The sequence below is a fragment of the Candidatus Nitrososphaera sp. 86-2 genome (genome assembly GCF_056726185.1).
The window spans coordinates 243,298-267,616 of sequence record NZ_JBWZON010000001.1 but is presented as its reverse complement, the minus strand read 5'-3'; the positions used below and the strand labels follow the sequence as shown (position 1 = coordinate 267,616).

The window sequence follows — 24,319 nt, the reverse complement described above, 5'->3', positions numbered from 1 at the left end:
ATCACATGCTCGGCATACTTGTCTTGGTGACCTTGCCCACTATGCCGGAAAAGGCAAATGACGTGAGCAGGAACCATCCCCACAAATAGACCTCGCCGGGCACTTCGCACGCCCCCTTGGGGTTGCCCTTGTCGTCCAGCTGCTGGTGGTTGTGGACGTCCTGGTCGCTGCACATTATCCACGGGATGTGTATCGGCGATATTGCCACTACCTGGCCGAATATCGACGGAAAGACGAATATCCATATCAGGAAGGAGGGGAGCATGTAGATGAGCATGGGGCGCATCTGCTGCTGTTGCACTTCGAGGGCCATCTTGTTGACGTAGGCTTGCTTTTTCTTTAGCTCGTCAATCTCGGCCTTGTCGCCTTTTTTCACGGCGGCCGTGTATGCTTTTCGCCACTCGTTTGTCTCCTTCATTATCCTGTTGACGCGCTCAATGTCGGTGGTTTTCCGGCGCAGCATGGCAAACGCAAAGCTCATGCTCACGGATATCACCATCGCGACTAGAGTCGCCGTGAGAAAGTCGGGAAATATCGGGTGCCTTGTGTACTGGGGTGAGAACAGCTGCAGTATCAGGCTGCCATAGTCTATCATTTCAAAGACTCTCCCGCAAGGATGCTGGCCACGCCTGCGGCCGCGTCGTCAACATTGCCGTCGCCGTTTACCACTATTGCAAACGGTGCCCCGGTCAGAATAGAGCAAGATGCGAGCATCATCTTGGAAAAGTCAAGGTCATTTTTAATGGCTTCGGGCGAGGCTTCGTCGCGCTGGCGGGAAGGATCGTTCTTCCTGCGCTCGGCTATCTCGGCAGGGTCTGCCGCCACCATTATCAGGTTCGTCGGATTCATGATTGTAATGAGTCTCATTGGAAGGCCAGGGTAATAGCCTTCACGGGTGCTTATGAACAGGTGCGTGTCGACAATGACCACGTCGTCCTGCATCTCGGCTATGCGGCGCGCAGCGGTCTCTTGCAGCTTTTTCTGCTGCTCGACAGGGAGCCTGCGCATCTCGTCGCGGTTTTTCACGCCAATCTTTTGCGCTTCTTCAAACATCAGAGTCCCGTAAGTGACGACAGCGGCCTTGCGCTTTTGCGATGACGACAAGAGTTCGGCCGCGCGGGTGATGACAGTCGTCTTGCCCACGCCGGGGATGCCGACAATGATGGCGCGCTTGTTATTTCCTGCCAAGGAGAGCCGCCAGTTTGGGCATGTACGTGTCGACCTGCTCTTTGACCAGCGTCTGGTAGTAGCTGACCATGATGTTCACCATCAGGAGTATGCCGGTTCCCGAGCCATAGACGTTCAGTATGTCTGACAGCGAAGCGAGGAGGCCGATGATGACGCCGCTTATTATCGTGAGCGACGGTATGTACCTGTTTAGCAGTGACTCGACCGAGTTCTCGGAGCGTCTGAAACCGGGCACCTGCACGTCGGCGTCAAGCAGGTTCTTTGCGGCAGTCTTGGCCGAAAGGCCGCCCAGCTCCACCCAGAGCCTAGAGAAGACTGTCACTATAGTCACAAAGAATATGACGTATATCACTGCCCGCGCAGGATCTGCGGCCACGTGGTCAAAGCTTCTCGGTGAGGTGATGTAGTATAGTATGCCACCCGTTGGCGTCTGTGGAGAGTTTGGCTGGAACTGCGCTATCCAGTTGAACGCGGGGTTCGTGTTGTTCGGATTATAGTTGGCCCACATCATCTGCCCCATGAACACGGCGTTTGCGATGAGCGCCGACGACAGGATGACAGGAATGACCGACGTATACAGCAGCTTGATTGGATAGACTGCCGTAAAGCCCCTGTATTTCGTAGAGACTATGGGTATGTCGACGTGGATGCCCTCTATATACACGAGCACGAGTATGACTGCCACCGTAAGCCCTAGGCCGAATATGCTAGGAAGCTGGCCAGAACGCAAAAGAGCGTCATCCCCACTTCCGTGTGAAACGGCAAAAATGGTGTAGGGCAAAATGCCGGTAGGTTCGCCTGTAGATGCATTAGCTGGAAACGGGCTGAACACGCTCCACAGTATCGTCTGGGCGATGCCGGCCATGATGAACAGTGAGAGGCCCGAGCCGATGCCCCAGCCTTTTTGCACGAGCTCATCAAGCAGCATGACCAGTATAGAGGCGCTGATCAGCTGCGCGACTACCGACCCGATGATATACGGCTCTTTGACGAGCGGGCCGTAGACGCTGATTCCGTACAGCGAGCCCTCTGCCACGATTACTATTATGGTCACTATCTTTGTCGCCGACGTAAAGAGCGACCTGTCGTCGGGGTTCTTGAAGTCAAGGCGGATGAGGTCCGACCCCTTTAGCAGCTGCATCAAGAGCCCTGCCGTGACTATGGGTCCGATGCCTAGCTCCATCAGCGTTCCCTGTTGCGCTGCAAAAATCACTCTTGCAAAGGCGAGGAAGTCAAACTTGGGATCGCTTGTCACACCGTAGAGCGGGATCTGGCCCATGACCAGATAGATGAGTAGCGCAATGCCAGTCCAGGCAAACTTTTCGGTTAAAGAGATCTTTTTCTTGGGTTTTGGGACCTGTGGAACGTACGCCGACGCCGACCTTATAACGCGGCGAAGGATATTCTCATTCTGAGTCGTGCTGCTCATCGTCTATAACCTCGCCACCCGCTGCCGTGATCTTTGCCCTGGCTCCCTCTGACACCTTTGCAACCTTGATAGTGTAAGCGCCGCTTATCTTGCCCCCGCCCAGCAGCTTGTCATAGCCGAGCGCCGTCAGGTCGAGGATTACCTTGCCCTTGTCGTCGGCCTTGCCGTGCTTGGCAAAGACCGCGTCGAGGTCGCGGACGTTGAGCCACGTGTTCACGACGTTGCGGTTAAAAGAGTTGAACGCATCGTGCCCAAAGTGGTTTGGTTCTTCGATTACTGTCCTGATAAAGAAGTGCTTGTGCTTGCCGGCGCCGCCAATGCCTCCGCGGCTTCCTGCCTGCCTGTGCTGGCCAATCTGACCCCAGCCGCAGTACCTGCTTCCACGCTGCCTTCTGCTTTTACGGAATCTAGTAGCCATAATTAATCACATACCTCTTGTGCTGGAGTTGGTTCAAATTCGATATTCACCTTAATTAAGTCTTACTAGAGCATCCTCTTTACGATCTCGGCAAGCTCCTGGTCGTCGCCGAGCACGCCTGCCTGCGAGTACTGCTGCTTTGTTTTCCGCTTAAAGCCTCCCTTTGGTGGCGAGAGCGCAAACCACGGCTTGATGCCCTCTACCTTGGACATTGCAATTTTGTTGTCTGCTATTGCCGCCGCAAGCTCGTCGATGCTCTTGTACTCCTTTGGAAGGTCGGCCTTGGTTATCGGCTTGTAGCCGGCTTTTTTGCCCTTCTTCTCAAGGAGTTCCTTGACTATGGAAGCGTCGGCCTTGGTCCAGGCGACCACTTCCTTTACCTTTCTGAGCATACCAAGCGACTCGTCCGATTCGGGAACGAGGGTCGCGCGAAAACGCCTGTCGAGGTTGAGGTTGTCAAGCGTGGTCTTTGCCCATGCGGGTATGTTTACCGTTCCTTTGATTCTAACAACGAGATATGCCATAGATTATCAACCCACGCTATACGTGCTTCTTAGCGCGTTAAAGACTGCTTTTGTAGTCGAGGACATTGTGTTTGTAGAGCCAAACGTCTTGGTCCACGAGTCCTTCAGACCCGCAAGCTTCAGCAGGTTCCTGATGTTCTCGCCTGCGACCAGGCCAAGCCCCCTTGGTCCGGGGATGATTTCAAGCGTGACGCTTCCGCCCTTGCCCCTCACTTTGAATGGCACAGAGTGAAGCTGCGTGCACTTGCACTCCCAGCTTCCGCATCCGAGCTTTACCGGTATGACGTTGAGGTATGCCGCATTAGTAGCTTTGTCGATTGCAAGGCGCATTTGCGATGCTTTGCCCTTGCCGATGCCGAACCAGCCTGCCTCGTTTCCTACCGCCACGAGGGCATTAAAGCGGGTCATCTCGCCGGCGTCAGTCTGCTTTTGCACAATGCCGACGTGCACGACCTGGCTCTTGATGTCAGGCAACAGGTGCTTGACTATCTCGGATTCCTGTATGCGGAGACCGTTCTCGTATATCTGGTCCATCGAGGTTATCTTGCCTGCCAGCACCATCTGTCCAAGCGTGGTGCGTGGCTTCCATTCTACTTGCTGATGTTGGGATGAAAACATGCTCATTCTTTCTTCTTACCTGCCTTTTCTGATTTCTTGGGTTTTTCTTCCTTTGCTTCCTTCTTTGGTGAAGCCTTCTTGTCCTTTGAAGATGACTTTTCTTCCTTTGCCTGAGCAGCCCCTTCCTTCTTTTCCTTCTTTGGTTTTGCTTCTGCCGCCTTGCCGGAGATCTTGAACCGGACCTCCTCAAAGTGCGCGGGGTAGTCTTCCGGCTTTAATCCGTTCTTCAAAAGCGCTGAAAATCGTGACTTGTATTCTTCTTCGTTTGCCTTGAGGGCTGACGCATATTCGGCGATGTGCTGGCCAGAGATCCTCTCAAAGTCAGGGAGAGACTCTTCGGATATTGGGATATTGACGCCCGAGTCGGCGATGCCCTTGGCGCAAGTCGCAACACGGGTGGTAAAGTGGTCCTTGCCGATGTACAGGACTGCCTTGCTCGTGCCCTTTTCAAGTGCCTTCTTGCCTAGGAGCAGGCCAGTCAGGTAGCACGCCGGCAGGCTGTTTGTAGAGCCCTTCCAGCCGTGCTTGGCAAGCTCGTGGCTGTGAGCTGACGCGATGACCAGATCGCCTGTCGGCGTCGGCTTTAGTATCTGCGCGGCCACGTTCTGATCGGTAACTTTGACAGTGGCAAATGAGTGCCTGCCGACAATGACGGCAGCCCTCTTGCGATAATTGGTCTTGTCAAGACGGATTCTCTTTAGAGTACGGACATAAGTCAATGAGTGCCATTCACTTCCTGTTTGATTAGAGATGCAAAAATTCTATAGCACTTATAAACGTTAACGGGTATGCTTCGTCGCAGATTTTGCGATGGACGCAGCGTACGCTCCCGCACCGACCCCGTTGTCGATGTTGACCACCGCAAGGCCAAGCGTGCAGCTCTGAAGCATCGACGCAAGGGCTGCAACCCCGTCGGCGCCAAAGCCATAGCCCACCGATGTAGGCACTCCTACCACGGGCACGTCAACCATCGACGCCACCACCGACGCTAGCGCGCCTTCCATGCCTGCAACAACGACAATGGCGCCCACCTTATTTGCGAGCATCTCCTTGAGTGCAGGGAACGTCCTGTGCATCCCGGCTATCCCGACGTCATAGCTTGTTATGGTGTCGCAGCCCATCGCCTCTGCAACCAGCCTCGCTTCTTCTGCAACGCCGATGTCAGAAGTGCCGGCGGCCATTATCCCCACCACGCTGCCAAGCGGCCTCTTTTGTTTTTTCTTCTTGCCTGCAAGTAGCGTGGTGCTGTTTCTGCCCACCTCTACCAAGAGGCCATTTTTGCGCAGCGCCGAAACAAGTTTTGCAAGGTCCTTCTTTTTCACTCTGCTCACCACTACCTGACCGTTGTGCTTTGCCGCGGCTTGTGCGATCCGGAGTGTGTCTGCATATTCCTTTCTCTCTGCAAACACTATTTCGGGCAGACCCCTGCGCCTTTCCCGGCCCACATCGAGCTTTGCAATGCCTTCGATGTGCTCTATGGAATGTATAGAGATCTCTTTTTGCGCCTCCTCGGCGGTGATTGCGCCTCTGGCAAACTTTTCGAGGATCTCGCGCAGCTCCATATCGCGGTCTTCAGTGTATTAAGAAAGGGATAAAAGGTTTACAAAAAATAAAGTCAGAGCGGAAGCGCCTTTATCGCTTCCCTGACGCTTGCCACGCCCTTGTCAAAGACGCCCTGCTCAAAGCTGTCCAGATTTAGCTCGACTATCTTTTCTACGCCACCGGCGCCAATGACTGCGGGCACGCCGATGCACAGGTCAGACACCCCGTACTGGCCGTCCAGGTACGCCGACACTGGTATCACCATCTTTTTGTCTTTTGCCATCGACTCTATCATCGTGGCGACGGCGTTGCCCGGCGCGTATACGGTCGCACCCTTTAGCGCGATTACCTCTGCGGCGACCTTTTTCGTCTTTTCAAAAATGTCTGCCGCCTGCTCTTTTGTGATAAAGTCGTGCAGCGGGATTCCGCCCAGCGAGGAAAAGCGGGTGAGCGGGAGCATGTTCTCACCATGCTCTGAAATGACCATCGCCTGGATAGAGTCTCGGGAGAGGCCCGTCGCCTCTTGTATATAGCTCTTGAACCTTGACAGGTCGAGCATCCCGCCCATCCCCATCACCTTGCTCTTTTGCGCGCCAATGGTCTTGAGCGCAAGGTAGGTCATCGGGTCAAGAGGGTTCGTGACTACGATAACGGTTGCATCCGGGGCATATGTCGCTATCTTTGACGCGACGTCCTTTACAATCCCGGCGTTTATCTTTAGCAGGTCCATGCGGGTCATGCCCGGCTTTCTGCCGACGCCGGCGACCAGCACGACATAGTCGGAGCCGCGCATGTCCTCATAGTTGTTCGAGCCCCGGGCAAGCGAGTCAGAGCCCCGCTCCGACAGCTGGTGGTTGATGTCCATCGCCTCGCCCTGCGGAAGGCCCTGCACAATGTCCAAAAGGAGAACGTCGCCAAGCTCTCTCAGGCCGCAGTTCAGCGCGGCTGAGGCGCCTACTTTGCCAGATCCGATTACCGTTATTGTCATTTGGGGTTGCTAGCGGGCGGGATTACTTATAAATCTACAAAACCCGATCACCTTAAATTGTCCATTGTCCGTTTCAATAGCTGAATGTCCGGCAAAAAGGGCGGAGGTGGAGGCGGCGGCAAGCGCGACGACAGCTATTTTGCTGCATCTCGCCGCAAGCAGAGAAAACGTATCATGATAATAGTTCCGATTATAGTTGCCGTGGTGGCAATAGGCGCCGTCTCGGCGCTTTTGTACAAGCCCCCGGAGGTACATGCGATAAGCGGAATTGAATGCCACAGCATGGAGATCACGAACTACCATGTCCACGCCCACCTCGACGTGTTTGTGGACGGGCAAAAGACAGAGCTCCCCTCAGGGATAGGGATAATTAATGCCCCGCGCTGCTTTTACTGGCTCCACACCCACGATACTTCAGGCATAGTGCACATAGAGGCGCCGCAGCAAAAAGAGTTCACGCTCGGCCAGTTCATGGACATCTGGAGCCAGTCGCACACCGCCTCAAAGTCATTCTTTGATTCTGTGGCAGGCAAGCCGGTAAAGGCGTACGTCAACGGCACAGAATTCCAGGGAGATTTCAGGAACGTGCAGCTGAAATCACGCGAGCAAATAGTCCTTGCGTTCGGTAACCCTCCGGCGGAAATCCCGACCTTTGACTTTGGCAACTGGGACAAGTCCGGATGATAACAAGAACGACAGCAACAGCAAGCTTGATATGAACTTGTCAGGCGCTTTCTAGTCGGTGCCCAAGATAGAGCTGCAGAGCAGGATAAAGTGGACTGTAAACGGCACTTCGAGGACAAGGCCGGCGCAGGAAACCCTGCAAAAGGTGGTGCTGCTGTCCAAAAAGATAGGGGTCACCAGGCTTGCAGACATTACCGACATGGACGTGCTTGGGATACCAAACTACTCGGCAGTGTTGCCGGGAACTGAAGACTACATCTGGGTGTACAGCGGCAAGGGCCCGACCAGGGAGCACGCGATGGCAAGCGCGCTCATGGAAAGCATCGAAAGGTATTCTTCATTGCCGGCAGGAGGCCCGCGGAGCTTTGTCAGGGCAAGCTATGCAGAATTGTCAAAATCTCATAAAGTGCTGCACCCCGACGAGATCGTCGAGCCGACGCGCTTTGAATACCGCAACGACATGCAGATGGATTTTCTGCCCGGCTTTGACATTGCCAACGGCAACGAAGAGGTTATGGTGCCTGCCTCAATAGCGCTTTTCCGCTACAACCCGCCGGCGCCGGCAGTAAACCCGTTTTCATATTTCCATACAAATGGCCTTGCATCAGGCAACGTGATTGAAGAGGCAGTGTGCCATTCGCTGTGTGAGGTAATCGAGCGCGACGCCATGAGCGTGGCGGAACTGCGCGCAAGCGCTATTCCCTTCCACGTGCTCCGGAGCATAATCCATTCGCTCAATGCGGCAGGCGTGCTGGCAAAGCCAATGCAGGCAGACAGGTTCGTCGACGACCCCGGCATTTTTCCCGACGTTGACATTTCAGAGGTCGAGTTCGAGCCGGTCAGAAAACTGGTAAAGAAATTCGACAGAGCCGGCATCCCTCTCATAATAAAAGACATCACGTCAGACATTGGCGTGCCCACGTTCAACGCAAGCAGCATCGAGTGGGTCACGCACGACTATGGCTACCTAGCCGAGGGCCACGGCACCCACCCCGACGCAAGGATTGCGCTTTTGAGGGCGATAACTGAGGTGTCGCAGACCCGCGCGGCAAACATCCAGGGGGCGCGCGACGACCTGCGCAAGATAAGGTACGGCGAGAACAACACAGACGACAAGAGGGCATGGCAGTTCATGCCGTCTACGAAAAAGATCAAGTTTTCAGAAGTCAAGACGTATTTCCATGAGGACATACTCGACGACATCAGGTTCATACTCGGCAGGCTAAAAGATGCAGGGCTCATCAGAGCGATAATCGTCGACCTGACAAACCCGGACCTTGCGATACCCGTCGTTAGGGCGATCGTGCCGGGGCTAGAGACATTCAAGATAACGAAATCGGTGATGGGAATGAGGGCGAGGGCGCTATTTAGGCAATGGCAAAACCAATAATTTTCTTGGGTCCCAGCTTGAGCCACGAAAAGGCAAGGAAAATTCTGCCGGAAGCAGAGTTTCAGCCGCCGGCCAAAAAGGGAGACTTGTTGAGGCTGGCTGCAAGCTCCGACGTCTCGATGGTCGGGCTCGTCGACGGCGTGTTTTTGCAGGACTATCCCCCCACGCCTATTGAAGTTTATCAGCTAGCAAGGCGGGAAGGCGTCCTTTTGGCAGGAGCGGCAAGCCTCGGCGCGCTGCGCGCGGTAGAACTTGAAAAGTTTGGCGTGGTTGGAATAGGCAGGGTGTTTGAGCTGTACAAGACCGGCAGGATAGACGCCGACGATGAAGTTGCAGTCACGTTTGCAGACGGCGACTTTCATCTCCAGTCTGAGGCGATGGTGGACATACGCTACAACCTGTTCCTTGCGCACAAGAAAGGCATAATCAGCAAGGACACGAAAAAGGCGCTGGCAAAGGTTGCCAAAGGCACCTACTTTCCGCACCGCAACTATCCGGACATCATCGAGGTGACGCGGCGCAAACATTCTAGCCTGACAGACATCGACGCGTTCCAAGCATATATTGAAAAGAACAGGAAAAGCCTGAAAGAAATGGATGCGATAAAACTGGTCGAGTTTTTCAAGGCGCGCCTGAATTCCGGGAAATCTTAAATCACCTGCCCGCCTGTGAAAGGGCATTATGAAGATATACACCAAGACGGGCGACAAGGGCGAGACCGGCCTTATTGGTGGCAGGCGCGTCAGCAAGGCAGACCTGCGCATAGTGGCCTACGGCGCAGTCGACGAATTAAACTCGAACATCGGCCTTGCAGTCTCGTCGCTGCGCGGAAAAAAAGCGTTTTCCGACATGGTCGACATCTTGACACAGGTGCAGAACGACCTTTTCATAGTCGGCTCGGACCTTGCCGATCCCGACTACCCAGAGAGTCAATACAGCACGCCGCGCACCGACGAAAAGATGGCGTCAGCGCTCGAACCGGTAATCGACGGGTTCGAGTCGGAACTGGAGCCGATAACGTTTTTCATCCTGCCGGGCGGAAGCTCCGAGGCATCGGTGCTGCACGTGTGCAGGGGAATCGCAAGGCGCGCAGAAACGGCTGCAGTCGCGCTTTCAAGAGCAGAGGGCATAAACCCGGCAGTCGTCATGTACCTGAACAGGCTTGCCGACCTGTTGTTCGTGGCGGCAAGGCTTGCAAACAAGAGGCAGGGCGTGCAGGACGTGGCGTGGAAGAAAAAACCGCCTCAATAACCTTAAATGCTGCATCGTGCCACCATAGTCGTTGGGACAGGTCAGAAACGTCACCCTCGTCATTGTAATAACGGCGCTCATGGCGTTTGGCCTGATAGGCGTGACCCAGCTTGTCGACCTGCTGCCGATACCGGCAATGCATGCTGCCACTACTACCACTGCTGCCCACTTTGTCGATCAAACTTTAAAGTCTGGTTTAGCCAACTGACAGCATGGAAGAAGTCAGCTGCCCCTACTGCGGCTCTACCTTCAAGGACAAGGAACAACTCTCAAAGCACATCGACAGGATACACCAAGGTTCTGGCCTGCTTGAAGGCGACACCACGAAATGGTGAAAATGGATCTCTTTCCATTTTTTGACGCAGTCATCGGGTTAAAGTACGTCAGGCGCGCGGGCTGGGCGGCAAAGGTAGGCGTCAAGGACCCAGAGTCGGTGGCGGACCATTCGTTTGCCATGTGCGCGATAGGCATGGCGCTTTCTGACATTTTGGGTCTAGATACTCGCAAGATGCTAAAGATGATAGTGCTGCATGATCTGGCTGAATCCGCGGTGGGCGATTACATGCCCGGCGAGGTCAGTACAAGGCAAAAGCAGCAGGAAGAGGACGGCGCAATGAAAAAGATACTCGCGTGCCTGCCGGCAAAGGTACGGGCGGATTACTCGAAAATCTGGCGCGAGTATTTGCAGGGCAAGACAGAGGAGGCAAGGTTCGTGCACAGGATTGACAAGCTGGAAATGGCCATCCAGGCAGATAGGTACGCAAGGGACGGGCACGCCAAGGAACTTTTGGCGCAGTTTTTCGAGACGGCGCACAAGGCAGTTGACATTGACGACGACGTGCTGACAGAGACCCTAAAGTCTTTAAGCCCGATTCCGCGGAGGAAAAACTAATGCAGTATTTCACGGCTCTCAAGATAGGCGAAAAGAGGGTCAAAGTCGCGCAGGACCTCTTGGCAAGGTACACGGGGACTGCAATGCCGGCGCTTGCCCTCAAGGACAACAAGGATAACAAGTGGGAGCCGGTGGGCGAGGAGAACCTGTATGCGGTCGTCAAAGAGCCGGGAGGCTACATGATTGCGCTGTGCGACAGCAAAGGAATAGCAAAGACAGTCGCGCAGTGGTTTGCAGAAGACACCAAGAACCAGATAGTCGAAAAGATAAAGTCGGAACAGAACATGCAGGAATATTTCGGCAAGCTGTCGCTTCCGATATAACTTTATTATAGCTGAAAAGGATTACCGTGAATACTTTGGCAGCAGGCAAGCGCGAGCAAGAGATCGAGGTAAAGGGACACCTCATCGACTCGATGATTCTAACAAGGATATTTGACCACGTCATGGACCTAAAGGGCGACTTTCAGGTCCTAGAGTTCACGGTTGGCAAAAAGAAAAAGGACCCTAGCCACGCCCGCCTGCTTGTACGCGGCAAGGATGAGGAGCACCTTGAGCGCATACTGGAGGCAGTGTACAGAGAGGGCGCGCAGCCAGTCTCTGTACAGGAGGCAAGGCTTGTCCCTGCAAGCGGCGACTGCGTCATGCCCGACGACTTTTACAGCACGACCAACAACTCCACACAGGTCTTCCACGCAGGCAAGTGGATAGACGTCCAGAGCATGATGATGGACAAGTGCATAGTAGTCGACACAAGGAACATGACCGCGGAGTGCAGGATGATCCGCGACCTGAAAAAGGGCGACATGGTAGTAGTGGGTGAGCGCGGCGTGAAAATAACTCCGCAAGAGCGCCCACGCGAAGGAGTCGACATTTTCCAGTTCATGTCCAGTTCCAGCTCCAGCGAGCGCCCCACGCAGCACATCGCAAGAAAGGTCGCAGACGACATCTATAACACCAAAAAAGAGGGAGGCAAGATAATCGTAGTATCTGGCCCCGTGCTGGTGCATTCCGGCGCGTCAGAGGCGCTTGCGCGCCTAATCAGGATGGGCTACATCGACGGCCTGCTTGCGGGAAACGCAATAGCAGTGCACGACGTTGAAAACGCGCTGCTTGGGACTTCACTGGGTATGCACGTCAGGGATGGCACGCTTGCAGTTAGGGGCCACCGCAACCATATGCAGGCGATAAACGAGGTGTTCAAGGCCGGCGGCCTGAGGGCGATGGTAGAGAAAAAGATCCTGAAAAGCGGGGTGATGTACGAGTGCATCAAGCACGATGTGCCGTTCGTACTAGCCGGCTCTATCCGCGACGACGGCCCGATACCCGACGTCGTGACCGACGTGGTGGAGGCGCAGCGCAGGTACAAAAAGGTGCTAAAGGGCGCAAGGATGGTGCTCATGTTCTCGACGATGCTCCACTCCATAGCGGTAGGCAACATGCTCCCCTCGTCTGTAAAGGTGGTGGCAGTCGACATCAGCCAGCCCGTCGTCACAAAGCTTGTCGACAGGGGCACGGCGCAGGCAGTGGGCATCGTGACTGACGTCGGAGCGTTTCTGCCCATAGTCGCAGACCACCTTGAAAGAATTGCAAAGCGCAGGTAGCAGTCGACTATATGAACTATAGATAGAATCCCTAAATCTTTGTTTAACTATATTGTACTTGCATGTCTACCAGAACATTCTTCAGTTTCGACAGGTTGGTCAGCCAGAAAGGCTCGGGGTCGCACGTCATAGCAGGGGTGGTCGTCCTCATAGTGGGGCTGGCAGTCGCCAGCGCAGTCGGGAGCGTGGCTCTTGGGTACGTGGTCGTGGCCATCGGCGTCGCCATCATAATTTCGGCGTTCCTCATGATAATCAAGCAGTACGAAAGGGCGGTGGTATTGAGGCTAGGCAGGTTTCAAAAGCAGGTCGGGCCCGGCGTGCAGACAAGGATACCGTTTGCTGACAATATCCTGGTTATCGACGTGCGCGAAAAGGTGCGCGAGTTCACGGCAGAGCGGATGCTGACAAAGGACAACGTGCCAGTAACAATAGACGCCATCCTCCGGTACAGGATAATAGAGGACAAGGCACGCGACGCGATACTGAACGTCGAGAACTTTAACGACATGATCCAGCAGGTCTCCCAGACCACTCTCCGCAACAACATCGGCGCATCGCAATTCCAGGACATACTGTCCAAAAGGGAGGACGTCAACCAGCACATCAAGGAGGTTATAGCAGAAGAGTCGAGGGGCTGGGGCATCGAGGTGAGGGGCGTGGAGATAAGGCAGGTGGCAATACCAAAAGAGCTCGAGGATGCGATGTCGATGCAGGCACAGGCCGAGCGAGAAAAGAACGCAAGGGTGACCTACGGCGAATCTGAAGTGCTCGTGGCAAAGCAGTTTGAAGAAGCTGCCAGGGTATACACCGACAACCCGGTCGCGTACGCGCTCAGACAGTCCAACATGCTGTACGAGTCGATAAAGGTGCAGGGAAACACGATAGTCATGGTGCCTTCAGAGTCGCTCAACTCTATGGGTTTTGGCAACCTTGCGCTGACGCAGGCGTACCTGGAGAACATAAAGAACGTGGCGGCAAAGTCAGTGGACAAGGGCGGAGCGCAGGAAGAAGGAGAAAAGAAGAGCTAATACGCAGGTGCTGCGGATATAACGGACATAATAACGACATGAGCAACAAGAAAAAACCAATTGACGATGATAATGATAATTTCGACCACTTGTCTCAGGAGCAGAAGGAGGTGTGCTGGAACAAGGGCACCGAGGCCCCGTTTACAGGCAAGTACTGGAACAGCCACGACAAGGGCGTGTACCGCTGCGCGGCGTGCGGAGCGGAACTTTTCAGCTCCGACACGAAATTTGATTCGGGCACAGGCTGGCCCAGCTTTTTCAAGCCCATCGAGGACGCAAACGTGAAAGAAGAGACAGACACCAGCTATGGCATGATAAGGACGGAGGTCATGTGCAACAAATGCGGCGCGCACCTCGGCCACGTGTTTGACGACGGGCCAAACCCCACGGGCCTGCGCTACTGCATCAACTCTCTTTCGCTGGACCTAGAAAGGAAGAAGGAGAAGAAAGAAGAGAAATGAGCGAGGAATGGTCAGAGTGGCTAGACTTTGACAGGGCGCACGTCGACTCGGTGCCAGAGGCCGCAGGCGTGTACCTGATGCACGCAAGCATGAAGGTGATGCGCATCGGCGGGAGCGGCAACGTCAGAAAATCCCTGCAGGAGCTTCTTTCAGACCCGTGTACGAGCAAGGCAAAGAGGTTCCACTATATGCTCACGCAGTCGTATTCGTCTGCGGCGGAAGGATTGCTGCAAGACTACAAGGAAAAACACCAGGGCAAGTTGCCGGCGTGCATGGAAAAATGAAAATGATGCTCGTACGCTGCTATACATGCGACCGCGTCTTTGACGTCGACAAGCCTGCCGAGCGCAAGGAAGCGATAAAGCACAGTCAGGCGTGCCACGAGATGACCAGAGGTTTTAGGGCTTGACGATTGTAAGGTGCGGTTGTTAAATATCCATTATCCTCAGAAATAAGAGAGATGCCAAAAGACCCTGTATGCGGAATGGAAGTAAGCGAGGAGTCGAAATTCAAGTCCAGAAAGGCCGGCCAGACAATCTATTTTTGCTGCCCGCACTGCAAGTCCAAGTTTGACACCGACCCTGCAAGGTTTTCCTGAAAAATAAGAGAGTGTAAAGCAGCCACAGAGTAACGCGGTTTTAACGCGGTAATTGCATGCAATGTAGAAAAGGCATATATTCCTGTATCGGATATTCGATATTGTTAATTCGATATGGGAGTGTGGTCGTTCGGTGAAATGAGAAAAAGGCGCGGGCTGAGGATGTGGGTGATAACACTGCTAGAGAGGTCGCCCAAGAACGGCGCAGAGATAATGGACGAGATGGAAGTGATGACCAAGGGCTGGTGGAGGCCGTCGCCGGGGTCGGTGTACCCGCTGCTTGAAAGCTTGGTGGAGGAAGGTTTTATCAAAAAGAGGGAGGACGGCAAGTACGAGCTGACGCAGAGGACAAAGGAAGACATGGGATGGCCGTACGGGTTCCACGCGGGCCAGCCGAGGACTGTCGAGGACATGCTCAAGGAGATGAGCGGATATGTCTCTTACTTTGAAGACCTGGTAAAATCGGACAAGTCAAGGATAGAGCCGCACAAGGAAAAGATAAAGGAAATAGCAGACAAGCTGGCGGCACTGAACAAATGACCGGCGCCTTCGCGCACTTTAACCGATAGCCGGGGCGCTATCCTCCAGCACCGTCAATACAGGCCCCGTGTGTAAACCGGCCTACACCCTGTTGCTTTTATCGGAATTTTATCAACTAGCACCATGACAAAGGAATTCTGCCACCTGTGCAAGGACGGAGGAAAAGAGTGCGTCGAGATAGACGAGAGCAGGGAAGTGGCCATGATGAAGATCCACCCCAGATGCGCGGTCTGCGGCAGGCTGCTGGTGCAGTGAAAGAAGATAAATCAGGACTCTAAGAGCTTTTTGCGGACAAGTTCTAGCGCGGCTTTCGGGTCTGCGCGGCCTTTTGTATGCTGCATCACTTTTCCAAGCAAAAAGTTTGCCGCTGCGGGGTTCTTTTTTGCGTCTGCGACTGCCGCCGGTTCTGCCGCAAAGACGGCATCAATTGCCTGCACAAGTGCGCCAGTGTCGTCTATCTTGCCCACCTGAGTCTTTTTGGCGACCTGCGACGGCATATCACCTGTCCGGACTATTTGCCCGAGGATTTGCTTTGCAGTCGCGCGGTTTATCGCGTTCTGCTCCACCAGCCTTGCGAGGTCGGCGATGTGCTCCGGGCCCACTTTCAGGCTAGCAAGCATGGCGTGCTCCTCCCGGGCCTTTTCGTCTGCAAAGCCCATGAGGTCAGTCACTAGCCAGTTTGCGATCTCTTTTGGCGAATCATAGTGCTTGATTGCAGATTCGAAAAAGTCGGCAAGCTCTTTATTGTCTATTAGCACCTGCGCGACGTGCGGCGTCAGGCCAAGCGACGAAACAAACCTTGCCTTGCGAGCATCTGGAAGCTCGGGCATCGACTTTTCAAGCGATGCAAGAAAACCGGCGCCAAGCTCTATCGAGGGTATGTCCGGCTCGGGAAAGTAGCGGTAATCCTGCTCTTCCTCCTTTGACCTCGACTCTTTTGTCACCTTGCGCGCGTCGTCCCAGTGCCGCGTTTCTGCTTTCACTTCGATGTCGCGGGACACCATCGTCTTTTGCCTCGCCATCTCGTAGCGGAGCGCCTTTTCCACCTCGGAAAACGACCCGACGTTCTTTATCTCGACTCGGTGGCCGCCGGCGACTGAAACGTTTGCATCGCAGCGCACCGACCCTTCAAGCCGCGTGTCGCAGACGCCAAGGTGCTCTATTATCGACGTTATTTTGTTCAGAAATTCCCGCACGTCCTTTGGGTCTGTAAAGTCCGGCTCTGTCACTATCTCCACAAGGGGCACGCCGGCGCGGTTGTAATCGACAAGCGTGTAGGTGCTCTTTTCCATGCTGCCGCCCTCGTAGACCAGCCTGCCTGGGTCTTCCTCCAGCTGCACCCGGCGCATCCTCACCGATTTTCCGTTGCCATAATCCATCTTGCCGTCGACTCCGATGCTTGTTATGCCGTACGCGTTGTACTGAGTGAGCTGGAAGTTCTTTGGGAGGTCAGGGTAAAAGTAGTTCTTGCGGTAGAACATTATCTCCTCCGGCACTTTGCAGCCGAGCGCAAGCGAGATCATGCCGGCAAACTCGACTGCCTTTTTGTTCAGGAGGGGCAGGGTTCCGGGCAGGCCGGTGCAGGTCGGGCAGATGTTGGCGTTTGGCTCTTTGCCGCGATAGTCGCAGCCACATGAGCAGAACAGCTTGCTCCTTGCGCCGGTAAGCTGGCAGTGGATTTCAAGCCCTATCATGTATTCCATGTTTACAGGTCAGGACTCCTCTGCACTTTTGCGGCGCTTTCAAACGTGTACGCGGCGTCAAGCATCACCTGTTCTGAAAACTCGTCGGCCATGAACTGCAGGCCCACAGGCAGGTTGCCGCTGGAAAAGGCGGCAGGAACAGAAATCGCGGGGGTGCCGGCAAGGTTTGCCACCACAGTGTCGACATCGACCAGGTACATCTTTATCGGGTCGTCGACCTTTTCGCCAATCGGAAACGGCAAGATCGGCATCGTCGGACCAATAAGAACATCGAATTGCTTGAACAGAGATTTCAGCTCGCGCCGCAAGAGCGAGCGCACCTGCTGCGCCTTTAGGTAATACTTGCCATAGTAACCTGACGACAGCACGTACGAGCCGGTGATTATCCTGCGCTTGACCTCCTCGCCAAAGTTGCTCCTGCCCTTTGCGAAATACGAGTTCCACTCGTAGCCCTCCGGGCTCATGTCAAAGCCGTAGCGGACGTTGTCGTAGCGGGCGAGGTTGCTTGACGCCTCGGCCATGGCTATCGTGTAGTACGACGCCAGCGCGTACTGCACCGACGGCATGGACGCCTCGGCGCAGCGGCAGCCCTCTTTTTCAAGGGTGTCATAGGCGCCATAGATTATCTTTGACACTTCTGGGTCCGCACCCTCGATGAATTCCTTGACAAGGCCGACGCGCAGCGGCATCTTGCTGACGAGGTACGACGGCCTGCCCGGCGCGGTTGTATGGTCGTTTTCGTCCTGGCCTGCTATTGCGTTGAGCGCCAGTGCGACGTCTGCTACTGTCCTTGCCGCCGGCCCGACCTGTTCCAGGCTGTTTGCGTATGACACCAGACCGTACCTGCTTACAAGGCCGTACGTTGGCTTTAGCCCTACAACAGAGCAAAAGCTTGCAGGGCACCTCACCGAGCCTCCGGTGTCAGAACCAAGCGATATCGCGCATTCCATCGCCGCGACGCTTGCCGCGCTCCCGCCTGACGAGCCTCCCGGCACGCGGCTGATGTCCCACGGGTTTCTGGTCGGCCCGTTCCTGCTGAACTCTGTGGTGGAACCCATCGCAAATTCGTCGAGGTTTGCCTTTCCTATGATGATGGCGCCGGCGTCCTGCAACCGCTTGACGACGGTGGCGTCGTACGGAGGCACGTAACTGTCAAGCATCTTTGAGGCGCACGTCGTCTTTATGCCCTTGGTCGAAATGTTATCCTTGACGCTTACCGCGACGCCGGCAAGCGGGCCGGCGGCCTCTCCGTCTCGGATTCTCTTGTCGAGGGCGCGCGCCTGCTCTATTGCGCCTTCGCTGTTCACCGTGACAAGTGCGTTTATCTTTGGCTCGACTACTTCGATGCGCTCCAGTATTTGATGAATGTACTCCTCGGCTGAAAACTCGCGGTTTTTCACGCCGTTTGCAACCTGCGACGCGCCGAGCCGGTAGAGCAACCTAGACCATCCTCGGGCCTTTTACAAAGCCGTCCTTGCGGTATTTCGTGCCAAGCGTGTCGGCTCCAAACGCGTTCTCTACGTCGTCTCGCAGTTCAGAGAATTTTTTCTTTGACTTTAGGACCTCGGCTTTTTCAAGCGGGACCGTGTCCAGCTTGTCAAGGTATGCGATTATCTGCTCTATCTGCGAGGTGTACTTGACAAGCTCTTCGTCTGACAGCTCTATCCGGGAAAGCCAGCCAAGGTGCCTTACCTCTTCTTTCGTCACTACCATATCTCTAGGGCGCCAGCCTGTCAATGTCTCTCGGGTAAAAAGTCGCGTCGCGTATGTTCTCTAGTTTTGCAAGCGCCATGAGCAGCCTCTCAAGGCCCAGGCCAAAGCCGGCGTGGGGCGGCACTCCAAAGTCAAAGACGCGCAGATGATAGTCAAAGGCGTCAGGCTTTAGCCCCTGCTTTTGCATCCTCTCTACCAGCTGGTCCTTGCGGTTTATTCTCGTGCTCCCGGACGACATCTCTAGCGGGCCGTGCATCAGGTCAAACGACTCGCACACCTTGGGGTCGTCGGCCCTCGGCTTGACGTAGAACGGCTTGGTAGAAGTCGGCCAGTCGACGATAAAGTAAAAGCCGTTGAGGCGCTCGTCCTGCAGGCTCTTCATCACCTGAGGAGAGATGTCGTCGCCCCACTGGATGCGCTCGCCGGCCTCCTGCAATTTGTCGATGAGGTCAGAGTACGAGTATTTGGGAAACGGCAGCTCAAGGGCAGGCATCGCAATTTCCAGGAATTCCAAATCTGCCTTGTTGCGGTCCTTGACAGAGTCGACGATGTGGACTATGAGCCTCTCAAGGAGCGCCATGACGTCGTTATAGTCTGCAAAGGCGCGCTCGACGTCCACCGATGTTGCTTCCGAGAGGTGGCGGTTCGTGCGTGATGGCTCTGCCCTGAAAATCGGGCCTATCTCAAAGACGCTCTCAAAAGCCATTGTCAATTGTTCTTTGTAGAGCTGCGGGCTCTGGGCGAGAAACGCCTCGCGGTCATAGTAGAATATTGGGAACAACGCCGCTCCTCCTTCCGTCGCAGTCGCTATCATTTTTGGCGTGCTGACCTCGGTGAAATCCTGCCGTGAGAGGAACTCGCGTATCGCGTTAACCACGGTCTGCCGGATGCGAAATACCGAGCCCAGCTGCTGCCGGCGCAGGTCGACTGCGCGAAGGTCGAGGCGGGTGTCGATTCCCACCGGCGACGACTTGCCCGTGGTCATAAAGGGCGCGGCCTTTTTTGCCACCGAGAACGCCTTTATCTCTGCCGGCACGACCTCGGCGCCGTTTGGCGCCTTTTCCTGCGGCCTCACTTTGCCCCGGACGCCAAGCGACGTGTGCTCCTTGACCTCCTTGGCTAGCGCGAACAGCTGCTCGCCTACCTCGCTCTTTTTGGCAGTCACCTGGACCTCGCCGTGTACGTCCTTGATTATGATAAACGAGATGTTGCCGTGGTCCCGCACGCTTGACACCCAGCCCATTATTACGACCTCCCGGTCTGCCATCGCCGGGCCCACTTCCTTGGAGTAGTGTGTGCGCCTCCACTGGCCAAGATCCTCTTCTTTCAGCGTTTCCAAATTAAATAGGCGTGTTTGTACTGTAGAGGTTATTAATTTAACCGAAAATAAAGTCAGTGAGACCAGTGGGAAGATGACACAGGTTTCATCGCCAAAACGTAATAAAAAGAAAAAGAGAGAAAGGTTTGCCTTTTAGGATGTCACGTGCCTTCCATGCCGCTGCCGCCCTCGGTCATGTTCATGCAGGCGTATGTCGAAGCTGCCGCTGCTTTTCACAGAAATTAGCACAGCTAAAGACATGCTAGAAGCCTGTACTACAAAGGATATATCCGATCATGGGTTTTTCACTCCATGAATAGCGTTTCTGCAATTCTCTTGCTTGGACTTTTGTCGTTCGGGGCCGTAATCTCTGCTACCGCAAAACCTGCGTTTGCCCACACATTTAGCGGGGATGAAAGCGCGACGTTTCTTGCCAAGGTCGAGGGGTTAAAGGTCGAGATAAACCTGATTGACAAGAATATCTCGAATTCATCTCTTGTCAAGTGGCATGTCGACAAGATCGGCGAATTCTGGACCGCAAACGACACCAAGGAGGTCGCAGAAAGGAACCAGCGCGTGGCCAATGATGTCACCACGGGCCTAGACAAGATATTTGCAGAAACCAACAAGACAAACCCCAATGCCGCGGTAGTTAGCCAGACAGCGAGCGGTCTGCAAGACACCCTTGGAGAAGTAGTATCTACAAGGATCGACAGCGCCCAGCTGCAGAATGCAACCGTCAACGCGTTAGCCTTGAGAGGCGTGCTGGACGAAACCCTGGAGGATTACGGCATAGCTGTAGGCGTGTCGGAAGATGAAGAGGGGAACAGCAGCAATAATAATAGTACGGCTGCTGCTACTCCAGTGGCAGAAGCAACAGGCCCCGCGAAAATAGTCAACATGGCGGCTTACCAGACGGCGCAAGGACTCGCTGCATCATCAATCAGTATGTTTGACAAGCTAAAGACAATGTCACAGGGCAACGCTACATCTGCAGTCGGGGAAATAGACAAGGGCTTGAAGGACCTACAAAAGGCTATTTCCGACAAGGCGCCACTTGACGACGCAAAGAAAATAGTCGAAAGTACCATCGACCCTAACCTGCAGACCGCATTCAAGCTGCAGGTAGTTCCAGAGTTTCCTGTGCCCCTGCTAATGTCGGTGGGCGCTATTGCCGCTGTAGTGGCCGTTACGAGATACAGGCAGTCCCACAAAGCTAGGTAAGCCGCAGGACATCGCCAGATATCTTGCGGATTATCTCCTCTGCCTTTTCCTTTTTTACCATGCCTGTCACAAAGTGGGGCTTGCCGCCTCCCCGGCCGTTGGTGCCGGCAGCCTCGCGGAAAACCTTGTTGCAATCAAGGTCTATTGCCTCGCTTCTTGCAAGTATAAAATACGCGCTGTCTGCGCCGGCGGCGTTGGCAAGAACCACAATAATGCCGGGCTCGGCTATCTTTGCTCCCGCAAATTCCTGCAGCGCCTCGTCTGCAAGGCCGGAAAACGCCCCGCTATAGACCTTGATGTTGCCGCCTGCAGCTGGCGCTATCGACTGCAGTCTTTCCCTGCTCAACGCCTTTAGCTTTTTGAATGCAGACTCGCCTTCCGCCCTGACTTTTCTTGCGGTGCTTTCCACTGTGTTCAGGTTTGCGCCAAGCTCGCCGCACACATTCATCAGTTTTGCAGAGAGCAGGACCGCCGTCTCTTTTGCCTGTCTGCCGACTGCAAAGTCCACTTCGTATTCGCCACCGCTCTTTGACAGCCTCGTGACCAGAAAGAACCCGCATTCTTGCAGGTTGCCGGCGTGTTCCATGACGCACGCCGTGACGTCGTGGCCGGCAATCTCTACCACACGCACCTCGCCGGAAATGCGCTCCTCGTTTGCCCGGAGAGTCGGGTTGGCGCTCCTTGCTTCTTCAAGCGATGGGTAGGTGCGCGTCGTGACCTGCCTTCCTTCCTCGATGAGCGTGTTCACCAAGGACTCCGCCCTGACCACAGTGTCTACGTCCAGCTGCGAGATCGCGATAAAGGCGGTGTTGCTGCCGTCTTTTTTGTGCTCTACCTTTCTCACCTGCAGCGTCTTGCCGAGGATCTTTTGCAGCGCGCCGATAAACGCGTGCTCGGCCGTGTGCGCCACCTTTTCTCCTTCCATGCGGATTGCAGTAGGCAGTCAGGGCAATAAATACGAAGTTTAGACGATCTTGGCCTTCTTGACGTCGGCCGGCCAAGCCTGCGTCCACACGTGGTTAAACAGGTCTGCGCACCACTCGACAAACTCTGAGCTGTCGCCCACTAGCATAGTGCCCATGTCTACCTCGCCCTTTTGGTTCGGGAACATGATTGCGGCCTGCTCATCTGCGATGTAGAGGGCGGTGCTCACCTTGTCCACCATCCGCTGCTTGATGGCGTTTGCAGTGGTGAGTTCTGCCATCGCAGGTATGACTTCATCCATCACGTTCTGCGGGAACACAGTATTTCGCCCGATTATGGTCCGCAGCTCCACCCCGCTCCTTGCCCTGCCGATGAGTATCTGGCCCTCCTCCGGCCACGCCTGCGAGACCATAATCTCCAGCCGTCTTTTGGCAGACATCTCTAGCTTTTTCAGCTCCTGCATAACGACTGTCACGGTCTCGACTGCCCTGCACTTTTCAAGAGCGCCCATCCGCTGCACGAATTTTTCAGGCAGAAAGGCAAGCGTATGCTCCTGGAAGAACCGGCTGTGCTTTTTCATGAACCGAAAATATGGCAGTTGCATCGTCACCGCCCGGCCAAACTCGCTCAGGCAAAACTCGCCGTTTCTCCTCTCCAGAATCCCTGCCTCCAAGAGCCTGTTGGAGTTGCGGTGCACATCCTGCACTGTGACCCCAAGCTCCCTGGCAAGGGTGCTAAGCTTTGCAGGCCGGTTTGCCACCGACGCGATTATGGCGCAGCGCGTCTCACTTGCTAACTCTAGGAACAGGCTGGCGGCCACCGCAGGCTCGTCAGAACCGTCCACAAGGACAGTAGGGTGCATACGCGATAATTAAGACTTTCAGCAGCTTTGCTAAAGCTTTAGCAGGCCGCGCAAATCTTGCGCGCGTCTGTTGAGGAGGAGATATCACCGCACCGTCTCCATATTACAGGCATATGACAACAGGAGCATTTGAAATAAGAGGGCAGTTTGCCGAACTGCAAAGAAGATACAAGGAATTCCTGCCAAAGGTCGATCCGGAGCTGATAGACGAGCTCCTCCTGCGCCAAATGGAAAACCCATCCAACCCGGAACCAATATTCATGCTGGAGGTGTTCACCAAGCCCGGCCTCGACACGGAGATGGTCAGGAAGTATATCATCGAAAAGACCGGCATGAGCCCTGCAATATACGACAACGGCACCCACTACGTAACAAACCAGAAACTCTCGCTTGAAATCCTCAAAGAGATCTCGGACTCTGACGACGTCCTCGAAGTCACGGGCGAGTACACCGGCGGCATCGGCGCGTACGGCGCGTCGCATGAGCACAGAGAGCGCGAAAACACGCGGGGAGCGGCAGGCGGGCGCGGAAGTCCGCCAGGGGAAGGGCCCGGGTACGTACAGGGTAACAAAAAGAAGGGCAACCTAAGGATAGCGGTATACACGGCCGCTGGAATCATTGGCGCGGTCGTAGTCGCCGGCATCGTCATCAGCGGAGGCATACTGCCAAACGCCAACGTCAGCGGTAGCAGCGGCAGGGTCCAGATTCCGGGGGTCCCCGGCGTACTGCACGGCTATGTCGGAGGTCCGGAGGGCCTGCCGGCAATAGGCGCAAGCGTGATAGCCGCAGAGCAAAATACTGGCTACAACGCAAACGCGTTCGTGTCAGTAAACGGCCAGTACTTTATGGACCTGCCACCGGGCAACTATATCATAATAGCGGCATACCCCGACGGGTCGAACAGAGTAGTCAGAGGATTTGATGTGACAGATGGTTCGGAGCACCGTCTCGACTTTGCCTACTAACAATAACCGCAGCCTGTCGGCTGTGGCGGCCAAGTCGAGGTGGCTGCACTATGCGGCTGCCGGCGCGACTGCTATAGGAGGCATACTGCACCTGTACCTGGGGCCTGGCACGCTTGGCTTTAACGCCAACACCGGCATGTTCTTTATCGTGGCAGGGATAGCGCAGCTCTTCTGGGTCGTCCCGATGATAAAGAGATGGGGCAGGCCGTGGTACGCAGTCGGCATTGCCGGGACTGCAGTCCTGGTGGCGATGTATTTCATCACGAGGATGCCAGGAAACCCCATCACAGGAAGAGGAGGCCCGATAAACGCGATGGGCGCAATCACAGAGATAGCGCAGCTGGCGTTCATCGGCCTTGCCGCGGCCATACTCGTGATGGAGAGCAGGCGGCGCGCCTGACCTCCTACTTTCTGCCATTTTTTAGCGAGAAGGATTTTAACCTCCCACCCTGCAAC

The 24,319-nt window shown here is 55.0% G+C and carries 34 protein-coding genes; 19 read left to right on the top strand and 15 right to left on the bottom strand.

Annotation, left to right across the window (positions count from 1 at the left end; translation table 11 throughout):
* Position 1: 1 nt before the first annotated feature.
* The 9 genes from ACYOR7_RS01655 to ACYOR7_RS01615 all read right to left on the bottom strand — a co-directional run bounded on the left by ACYOR7_RS01655 (position 2) and on the right by ACYOR7_RS01615 (position 6,707).
* Positions 2 to 595, bottom strand: a complete 594-nt coding sequence (locus tag ACYOR7_RS01655) for an EMC3/TMCO1 family protein (RefSeq protein WP_294806052.1) — start codon at positions 593 to 595, stop codon at positions 2 to 4.
* Positions 592 to 1,188, bottom strand: a complete 597-nt coding sequence (locus tag ACYOR7_RS01650) for an adenylate kinase (protein ID WP_479912954.1) — start codon at positions 1,186 to 1,188, stop codon at positions 592 to 594. Before ACYOR7_RS01650 ends, ACYOR7_RS01655 begins: the two co-directional genes overlap by 4 nt.
* Positions 1,175 to 2,617, bottom strand: a complete 1,443-nt coding sequence (gene secY, locus ACYOR7_RS01645) for a preprotein translocase subunit SecY (protein WP_294806054.1) — start codon at positions 2,615 to 2,617, stop codon at positions 1,175 to 1,177. The genes ACYOR7_RS01650 and secY overlap by 14 nt, the downstream gene beginning before the upstream one ends.
* A complete protein-coding gene (locus ACYOR7_RS01640) occupies positions 2,595 to 3,035 on the bottom strand; it encodes an uL15 family ribosomal protein (protein ID WP_294806056.1) in 441 nt (146 codons plus the stop codon). Before ACYOR7_RS01640 ends, secY begins: the two co-directional genes overlap by 23 nt.
* A gap of 65 nt (positions 3,036 to 3,100) precedes the next feature.
* Positions 3,101 to 3,559 carry a 50S ribosomal protein L30 gene (locus ACYOR7_RS01635; protein ID WP_294806058.1) on the bottom strand — a complete coding sequence of 153 codons (459 nt, stop codon included), beginning with the start codon at positions 3,557 to 3,559 and terminating at the stop codon, positions 3,101 to 3,103.
* Between the two features lie 6 nt (positions 3,560 to 3,565).
* Positions 3,566 to 4,177, bottom strand: a complete 612-nt coding sequence (locus ACYOR7_RS01630; protein ID WP_479914438.1) for a 30S ribosomal protein S5 — start codon at positions 4,175 to 4,177, stop codon at positions 3,566 to 3,568.
* Between the two features lie 2 nt (positions 4,178 to 4,179).
* Entirely contained in the window at positions 4,180 to 4,896 is a 717-nt protein-coding gene (locus ACYOR7_RS01625; protein WP_294806061.1) for a 50S ribosomal protein L18, read from the bottom strand.
* 60 nt (positions 4,897 to 4,956) lie between these two features.
* Entirely contained in the window at positions 4,957 to 5,739 is a 783-nt protein-coding gene (gene larB / locus ACYOR7_RS01620; protein WP_479912953.1) for a nickel pincer cofactor biosynthesis protein LarB, read from the bottom strand.
* Between the two features lie 53 nt (positions 5,740 to 5,792).
* A complete protein-coding gene (locus ACYOR7_RS01615) occupies positions 5,793 to 6,707 on the bottom strand; it encodes a malate dehydrogenase (protein ID WP_294806064.1) in 915 nt (304 codons plus the stop codon).
* 84 nt (positions 6,708 to 6,791) lie between these two features.
* Between ACYOR7_RS01615 and ACYOR7_RS01610 the strand changes: the two genes are divergently transcribed.
* From ACYOR7_RS01610 to ACYOR7_RS01535, 16 genes are all read left to right on the top strand, one after another.
* Positions 6,792 to 7,391, top strand: coding sequence for a hypothetical protein (locus ACYOR7_RS01610; protein ID WP_294806065.1), 600 nt, complete (start codon positions 6,792 to 6,794; stop codon positions 7,389 to 7,391).
* 58 nt (positions 7,392 to 7,449) lie between these two features.
* The gene (locus ACYOR7_RS01605; RefSeq protein ID WP_479912952.1) at positions 7,450 to 8,781 is read left to right on the top strand and encodes a YcaO-like family protein; all 1,332 of its coding nucleotides are present in this window, start codon (positions 7,450 to 7,452) and stop codon (positions 8,779 to 8,781) included.
* On the top strand, positions 8,766 to 9,434 hold the full coding sequence (locus ACYOR7_RS01600; protein ID WP_479912951.1) for a TfuA-like protein: 669 nt from the start codon (positions 8,766 to 8,768) through the stop codon (positions 9,432 to 9,434). Before ACYOR7_RS01605 ends, ACYOR7_RS01600 begins: the two co-directional genes overlap by 16 nt.
* Positions 9,435 to 9,462: 28 nt before the next feature.
* Positions 9,463 to 10,032, top strand: coding sequence for a cob(I)yrinic acid a,c-diamide adenosyltransferase (locus tag ACYOR7_RS01595; protein WP_479912950.1), 570 nt, complete (start codon positions 9,463 to 9,465; stop codon positions 10,030 to 10,032).
* Positions 10,033 to 10,063: 31 nt separating this feature from the next.
* Positions 10,064 to 10,240, top strand: a complete 177-nt coding sequence (locus tag ACYOR7_RS01590; RefSeq protein ID WP_479912949.1) for a hypothetical protein — start codon at positions 10,064 to 10,066, stop codon at positions 10,238 to 10,240.
* A 4-nt stretch (positions 10,241 to 10,244) separates the two neighbouring features.
* Positions 10,245 to 10,367, top strand: a complete 123-nt coding sequence (locus ACYOR7_RS01585; RefSeq protein WP_294806074.1) for a C2H2-type zinc finger protein — start codon at positions 10,245 to 10,247, stop codon at positions 10,365 to 10,367.
* The gene (locus tag ACYOR7_RS01580) at positions 10,361 to 10,924 is read left to right on the top strand and encodes an HD domain-containing protein (RefSeq protein WP_479912948.1); all 564 of its coding nucleotides are present in this window, start codon (positions 10,361 to 10,363) and stop codon (positions 10,922 to 10,924) included. Before ACYOR7_RS01585 ends, ACYOR7_RS01580 begins: the two co-directional genes overlap by 7 nt.
* Positions 10,924 to 11,247, top strand: coding sequence for a hypothetical protein (locus ACYOR7_RS01575; protein WP_294806077.1), 324 nt, complete (start codon positions 10,924 to 10,926; stop codon positions 11,245 to 11,247). The genes ACYOR7_RS01580 and ACYOR7_RS01575 overlap by 1 nt, the downstream gene beginning before the upstream one ends.
* 35 nt (positions 11,248 to 11,282) lie before the next feature.
* The gene (locus ACYOR7_RS01570; protein WP_294806079.1) at positions 11,283 to 12,527 is read left to right on the top strand and encodes an ornithine cyclodeaminase, nickel-pincer nucleotide-dependent; all 1,245 of its coding nucleotides are present in this window, start codon (positions 11,283 to 11,285) and stop codon (positions 12,525 to 12,527) included.
* A gap of 62 nt (positions 12,528 to 12,589) precedes the next feature.
* A complete protein-coding gene (locus tag ACYOR7_RS01565) occupies positions 12,590 to 13,555 on the top strand; it encodes an SPFH domain-containing protein (RefSeq protein ID WP_479912947.1) in 966 nt (321 codons plus the stop codon).
* A 38-nt stretch (positions 13,556 to 13,593) separates the two neighbouring features.
* Positions 13,594 to 14,016, top strand: coding sequence for a peptide-methionine (R)-S-oxide reductase MsrB (gene msrB, locus ACYOR7_RS01560; RefSeq protein ID WP_479912946.1), 423 nt, complete (start codon positions 13,594 to 13,596; stop codon positions 14,014 to 14,016).
* Complete coding sequence (locus ACYOR7_RS01555; RefSeq protein WP_479912945.1) at positions 14,013 to 14,300, top strand: DUF7508 domain-containing protein; 288 nt, start codon at positions 14,013 to 14,015, stop codon at positions 14,298 to 14,300. The genes msrB and ACYOR7_RS01555 overlap by 4 nt, the downstream gene beginning before the upstream one ends.
* Positions 14,301 to 14,302: 2 nt before the next feature.
* Complete coding sequence (locus ACYOR7_RS01550) at positions 14,303 to 14,425, top strand: hypothetical protein (protein WP_479912944.1); 123 nt, start codon at positions 14,303 to 14,305, stop codon at positions 14,423 to 14,425.
* Between the two features lie 51 nt (positions 14,426 to 14,476).
* Positions 14,477 to 14,614: a YHS domain-containing protein gene (locus tag ACYOR7_RS01545; RefSeq protein WP_479912943.1), complete on the top strand. Its 138-nt coding sequence runs from the start codon at positions 14,477 to 14,479 to the stop codon at positions 14,612 to 14,614.
* Between the two features lie 138 nt (positions 14,615 to 14,752).
* Positions 14,753 to 15,154 (top strand): PadR family transcriptional regulator, encoded by a 402-nt coding sequence (locus tag ACYOR7_RS01540; RefSeq protein ID WP_479912942.1) that lies wholly within the window; start codon positions 14,753 to 14,755, stop codon positions 15,152 to 15,154.
* 123 nt (positions 15,155 to 15,277) lie between these two features.
* Entirely contained in the window at positions 15,278 to 15,409 is a 132-nt protein-coding gene (locus ACYOR7_RS01535; protein WP_479912941.1) for a hypothetical protein, read from the top strand.
* An 11-nt stretch (positions 15,410 to 15,420) separates the two neighbouring features.
* On the opposite strand, the gene gatB is transcribed toward ACYOR7_RS01535, so the two are convergent.
* From gatB to aspS, 4 genes are read right to left on the bottom strand one after another with little or no spacing between them, the layout of a single operon-like run.
* Complete coding sequence (gene gatB, locus ACYOR7_RS01530; protein ID WP_479912940.1) at positions 15,421 to 16,857, bottom strand: Asp-tRNA(Asn)/Glu-tRNA(Gln) amidotransferase subunit GatB; 1,437 nt, start codon at positions 16,855 to 16,857, stop codon at positions 15,421 to 15,423.
* 2 nt (positions 16,858 to 16,859) lie between these two features.
* The gene (gene gatA, locus ACYOR7_RS01525; protein ID WP_479912939.1) at positions 16,860 to 18,296 is read right to left on the bottom strand and encodes an Asp-tRNA(Asn)/Glu-tRNA(Gln) amidotransferase subunit GatA; all 1,437 of its coding nucleotides are present in this window, start codon (positions 18,294 to 18,296) and stop codon (positions 16,860 to 16,862) included.
* 1 nt (position 18,297) lies between these two features.
* Entirely contained in the window at positions 18,298 to 18,570 is a 273-nt protein-coding gene (gene gatC, locus ACYOR7_RS01520) for an Asp-tRNA(Asn)/Glu-tRNA(Gln) amidotransferase subunit GatC (protein ID WP_294808498.1), read from the bottom strand.
* Between the two features lie 4 nt (positions 18,571 to 18,574).
* A complete protein-coding gene (gene aspS, locus ACYOR7_RS01515; protein ID WP_294808495.1) occupies positions 18,575 to 19,909 on the bottom strand; it encodes an aspartate--tRNA(Asn) ligase in 1,335 nt (444 codons plus the stop codon).
* A gap of 291 nt (positions 19,910 to 20,200) precedes the next feature.
* On the opposite strand from aspS, the gene ACYOR7_RS01510 reads away from it, so the two are divergent.
* Positions 20,201 to 21,112, top strand: coding sequence for a hypothetical protein (locus tag ACYOR7_RS01510; protein ID WP_479912938.1), 912 nt, complete (start codon positions 20,201 to 20,203; stop codon positions 21,110 to 21,112).
* Here ACYOR7_RS01510 and ACYOR7_RS01505 read toward each other — a convergent pair.
* Both ACYOR7_RS01505 and ACYOR7_RS01500 read right to left on the bottom strand, forming a co-directional pair.
* Positions 21,105 to 22,037, bottom strand: coding sequence for a hypothetical protein (locus ACYOR7_RS01505; protein WP_479912937.1), 933 nt, complete (start codon positions 22,035 to 22,037; stop codon positions 21,105 to 21,107). The genes ACYOR7_RS01510 and ACYOR7_RS01505 overlap by 8 nt on opposite strands.
* A 39-nt stretch (positions 22,038 to 22,076) precedes the next feature.
* The gene (locus ACYOR7_RS01500; protein ID WP_479912936.1) at positions 22,077 to 22,880 is read right to left on the bottom strand and encodes a helix-turn-helix transcriptional regulator; all 804 of its coding nucleotides are present in this window, start codon (positions 22,878 to 22,880) and stop codon (positions 22,077 to 22,079) included.
* A 131-nt stretch (positions 22,881 to 23,011) separates the two neighbouring features.
* Between ACYOR7_RS01500 and ACYOR7_RS01495 the strand changes: the two genes are divergently transcribed.
* Together ACYOR7_RS01495 and ACYOR7_RS01490 are read left to right on the top strand one after the other, a co-directional pair.
* Complete coding sequence (locus tag ACYOR7_RS01495) at positions 23,012 to 23,863, top strand: carboxypeptidase-like regulatory domain-containing protein (RefSeq protein ID WP_294807763.1); 852 nt, start codon at positions 23,012 to 23,014, stop codon at positions 23,861 to 23,863.
* A complete protein-coding gene (locus tag ACYOR7_RS01490) occupies positions 23,853 to 24,263 on the top strand; it encodes a hypothetical protein (RefSeq protein WP_294807765.1) in 411 nt (136 codons plus the stop codon). The genes ACYOR7_RS01495 and ACYOR7_RS01490 overlap by 11 nt, the downstream gene beginning before the upstream one ends.
* Positions 24,264 to 24,319 lie beyond the last annotated feature (56 nt).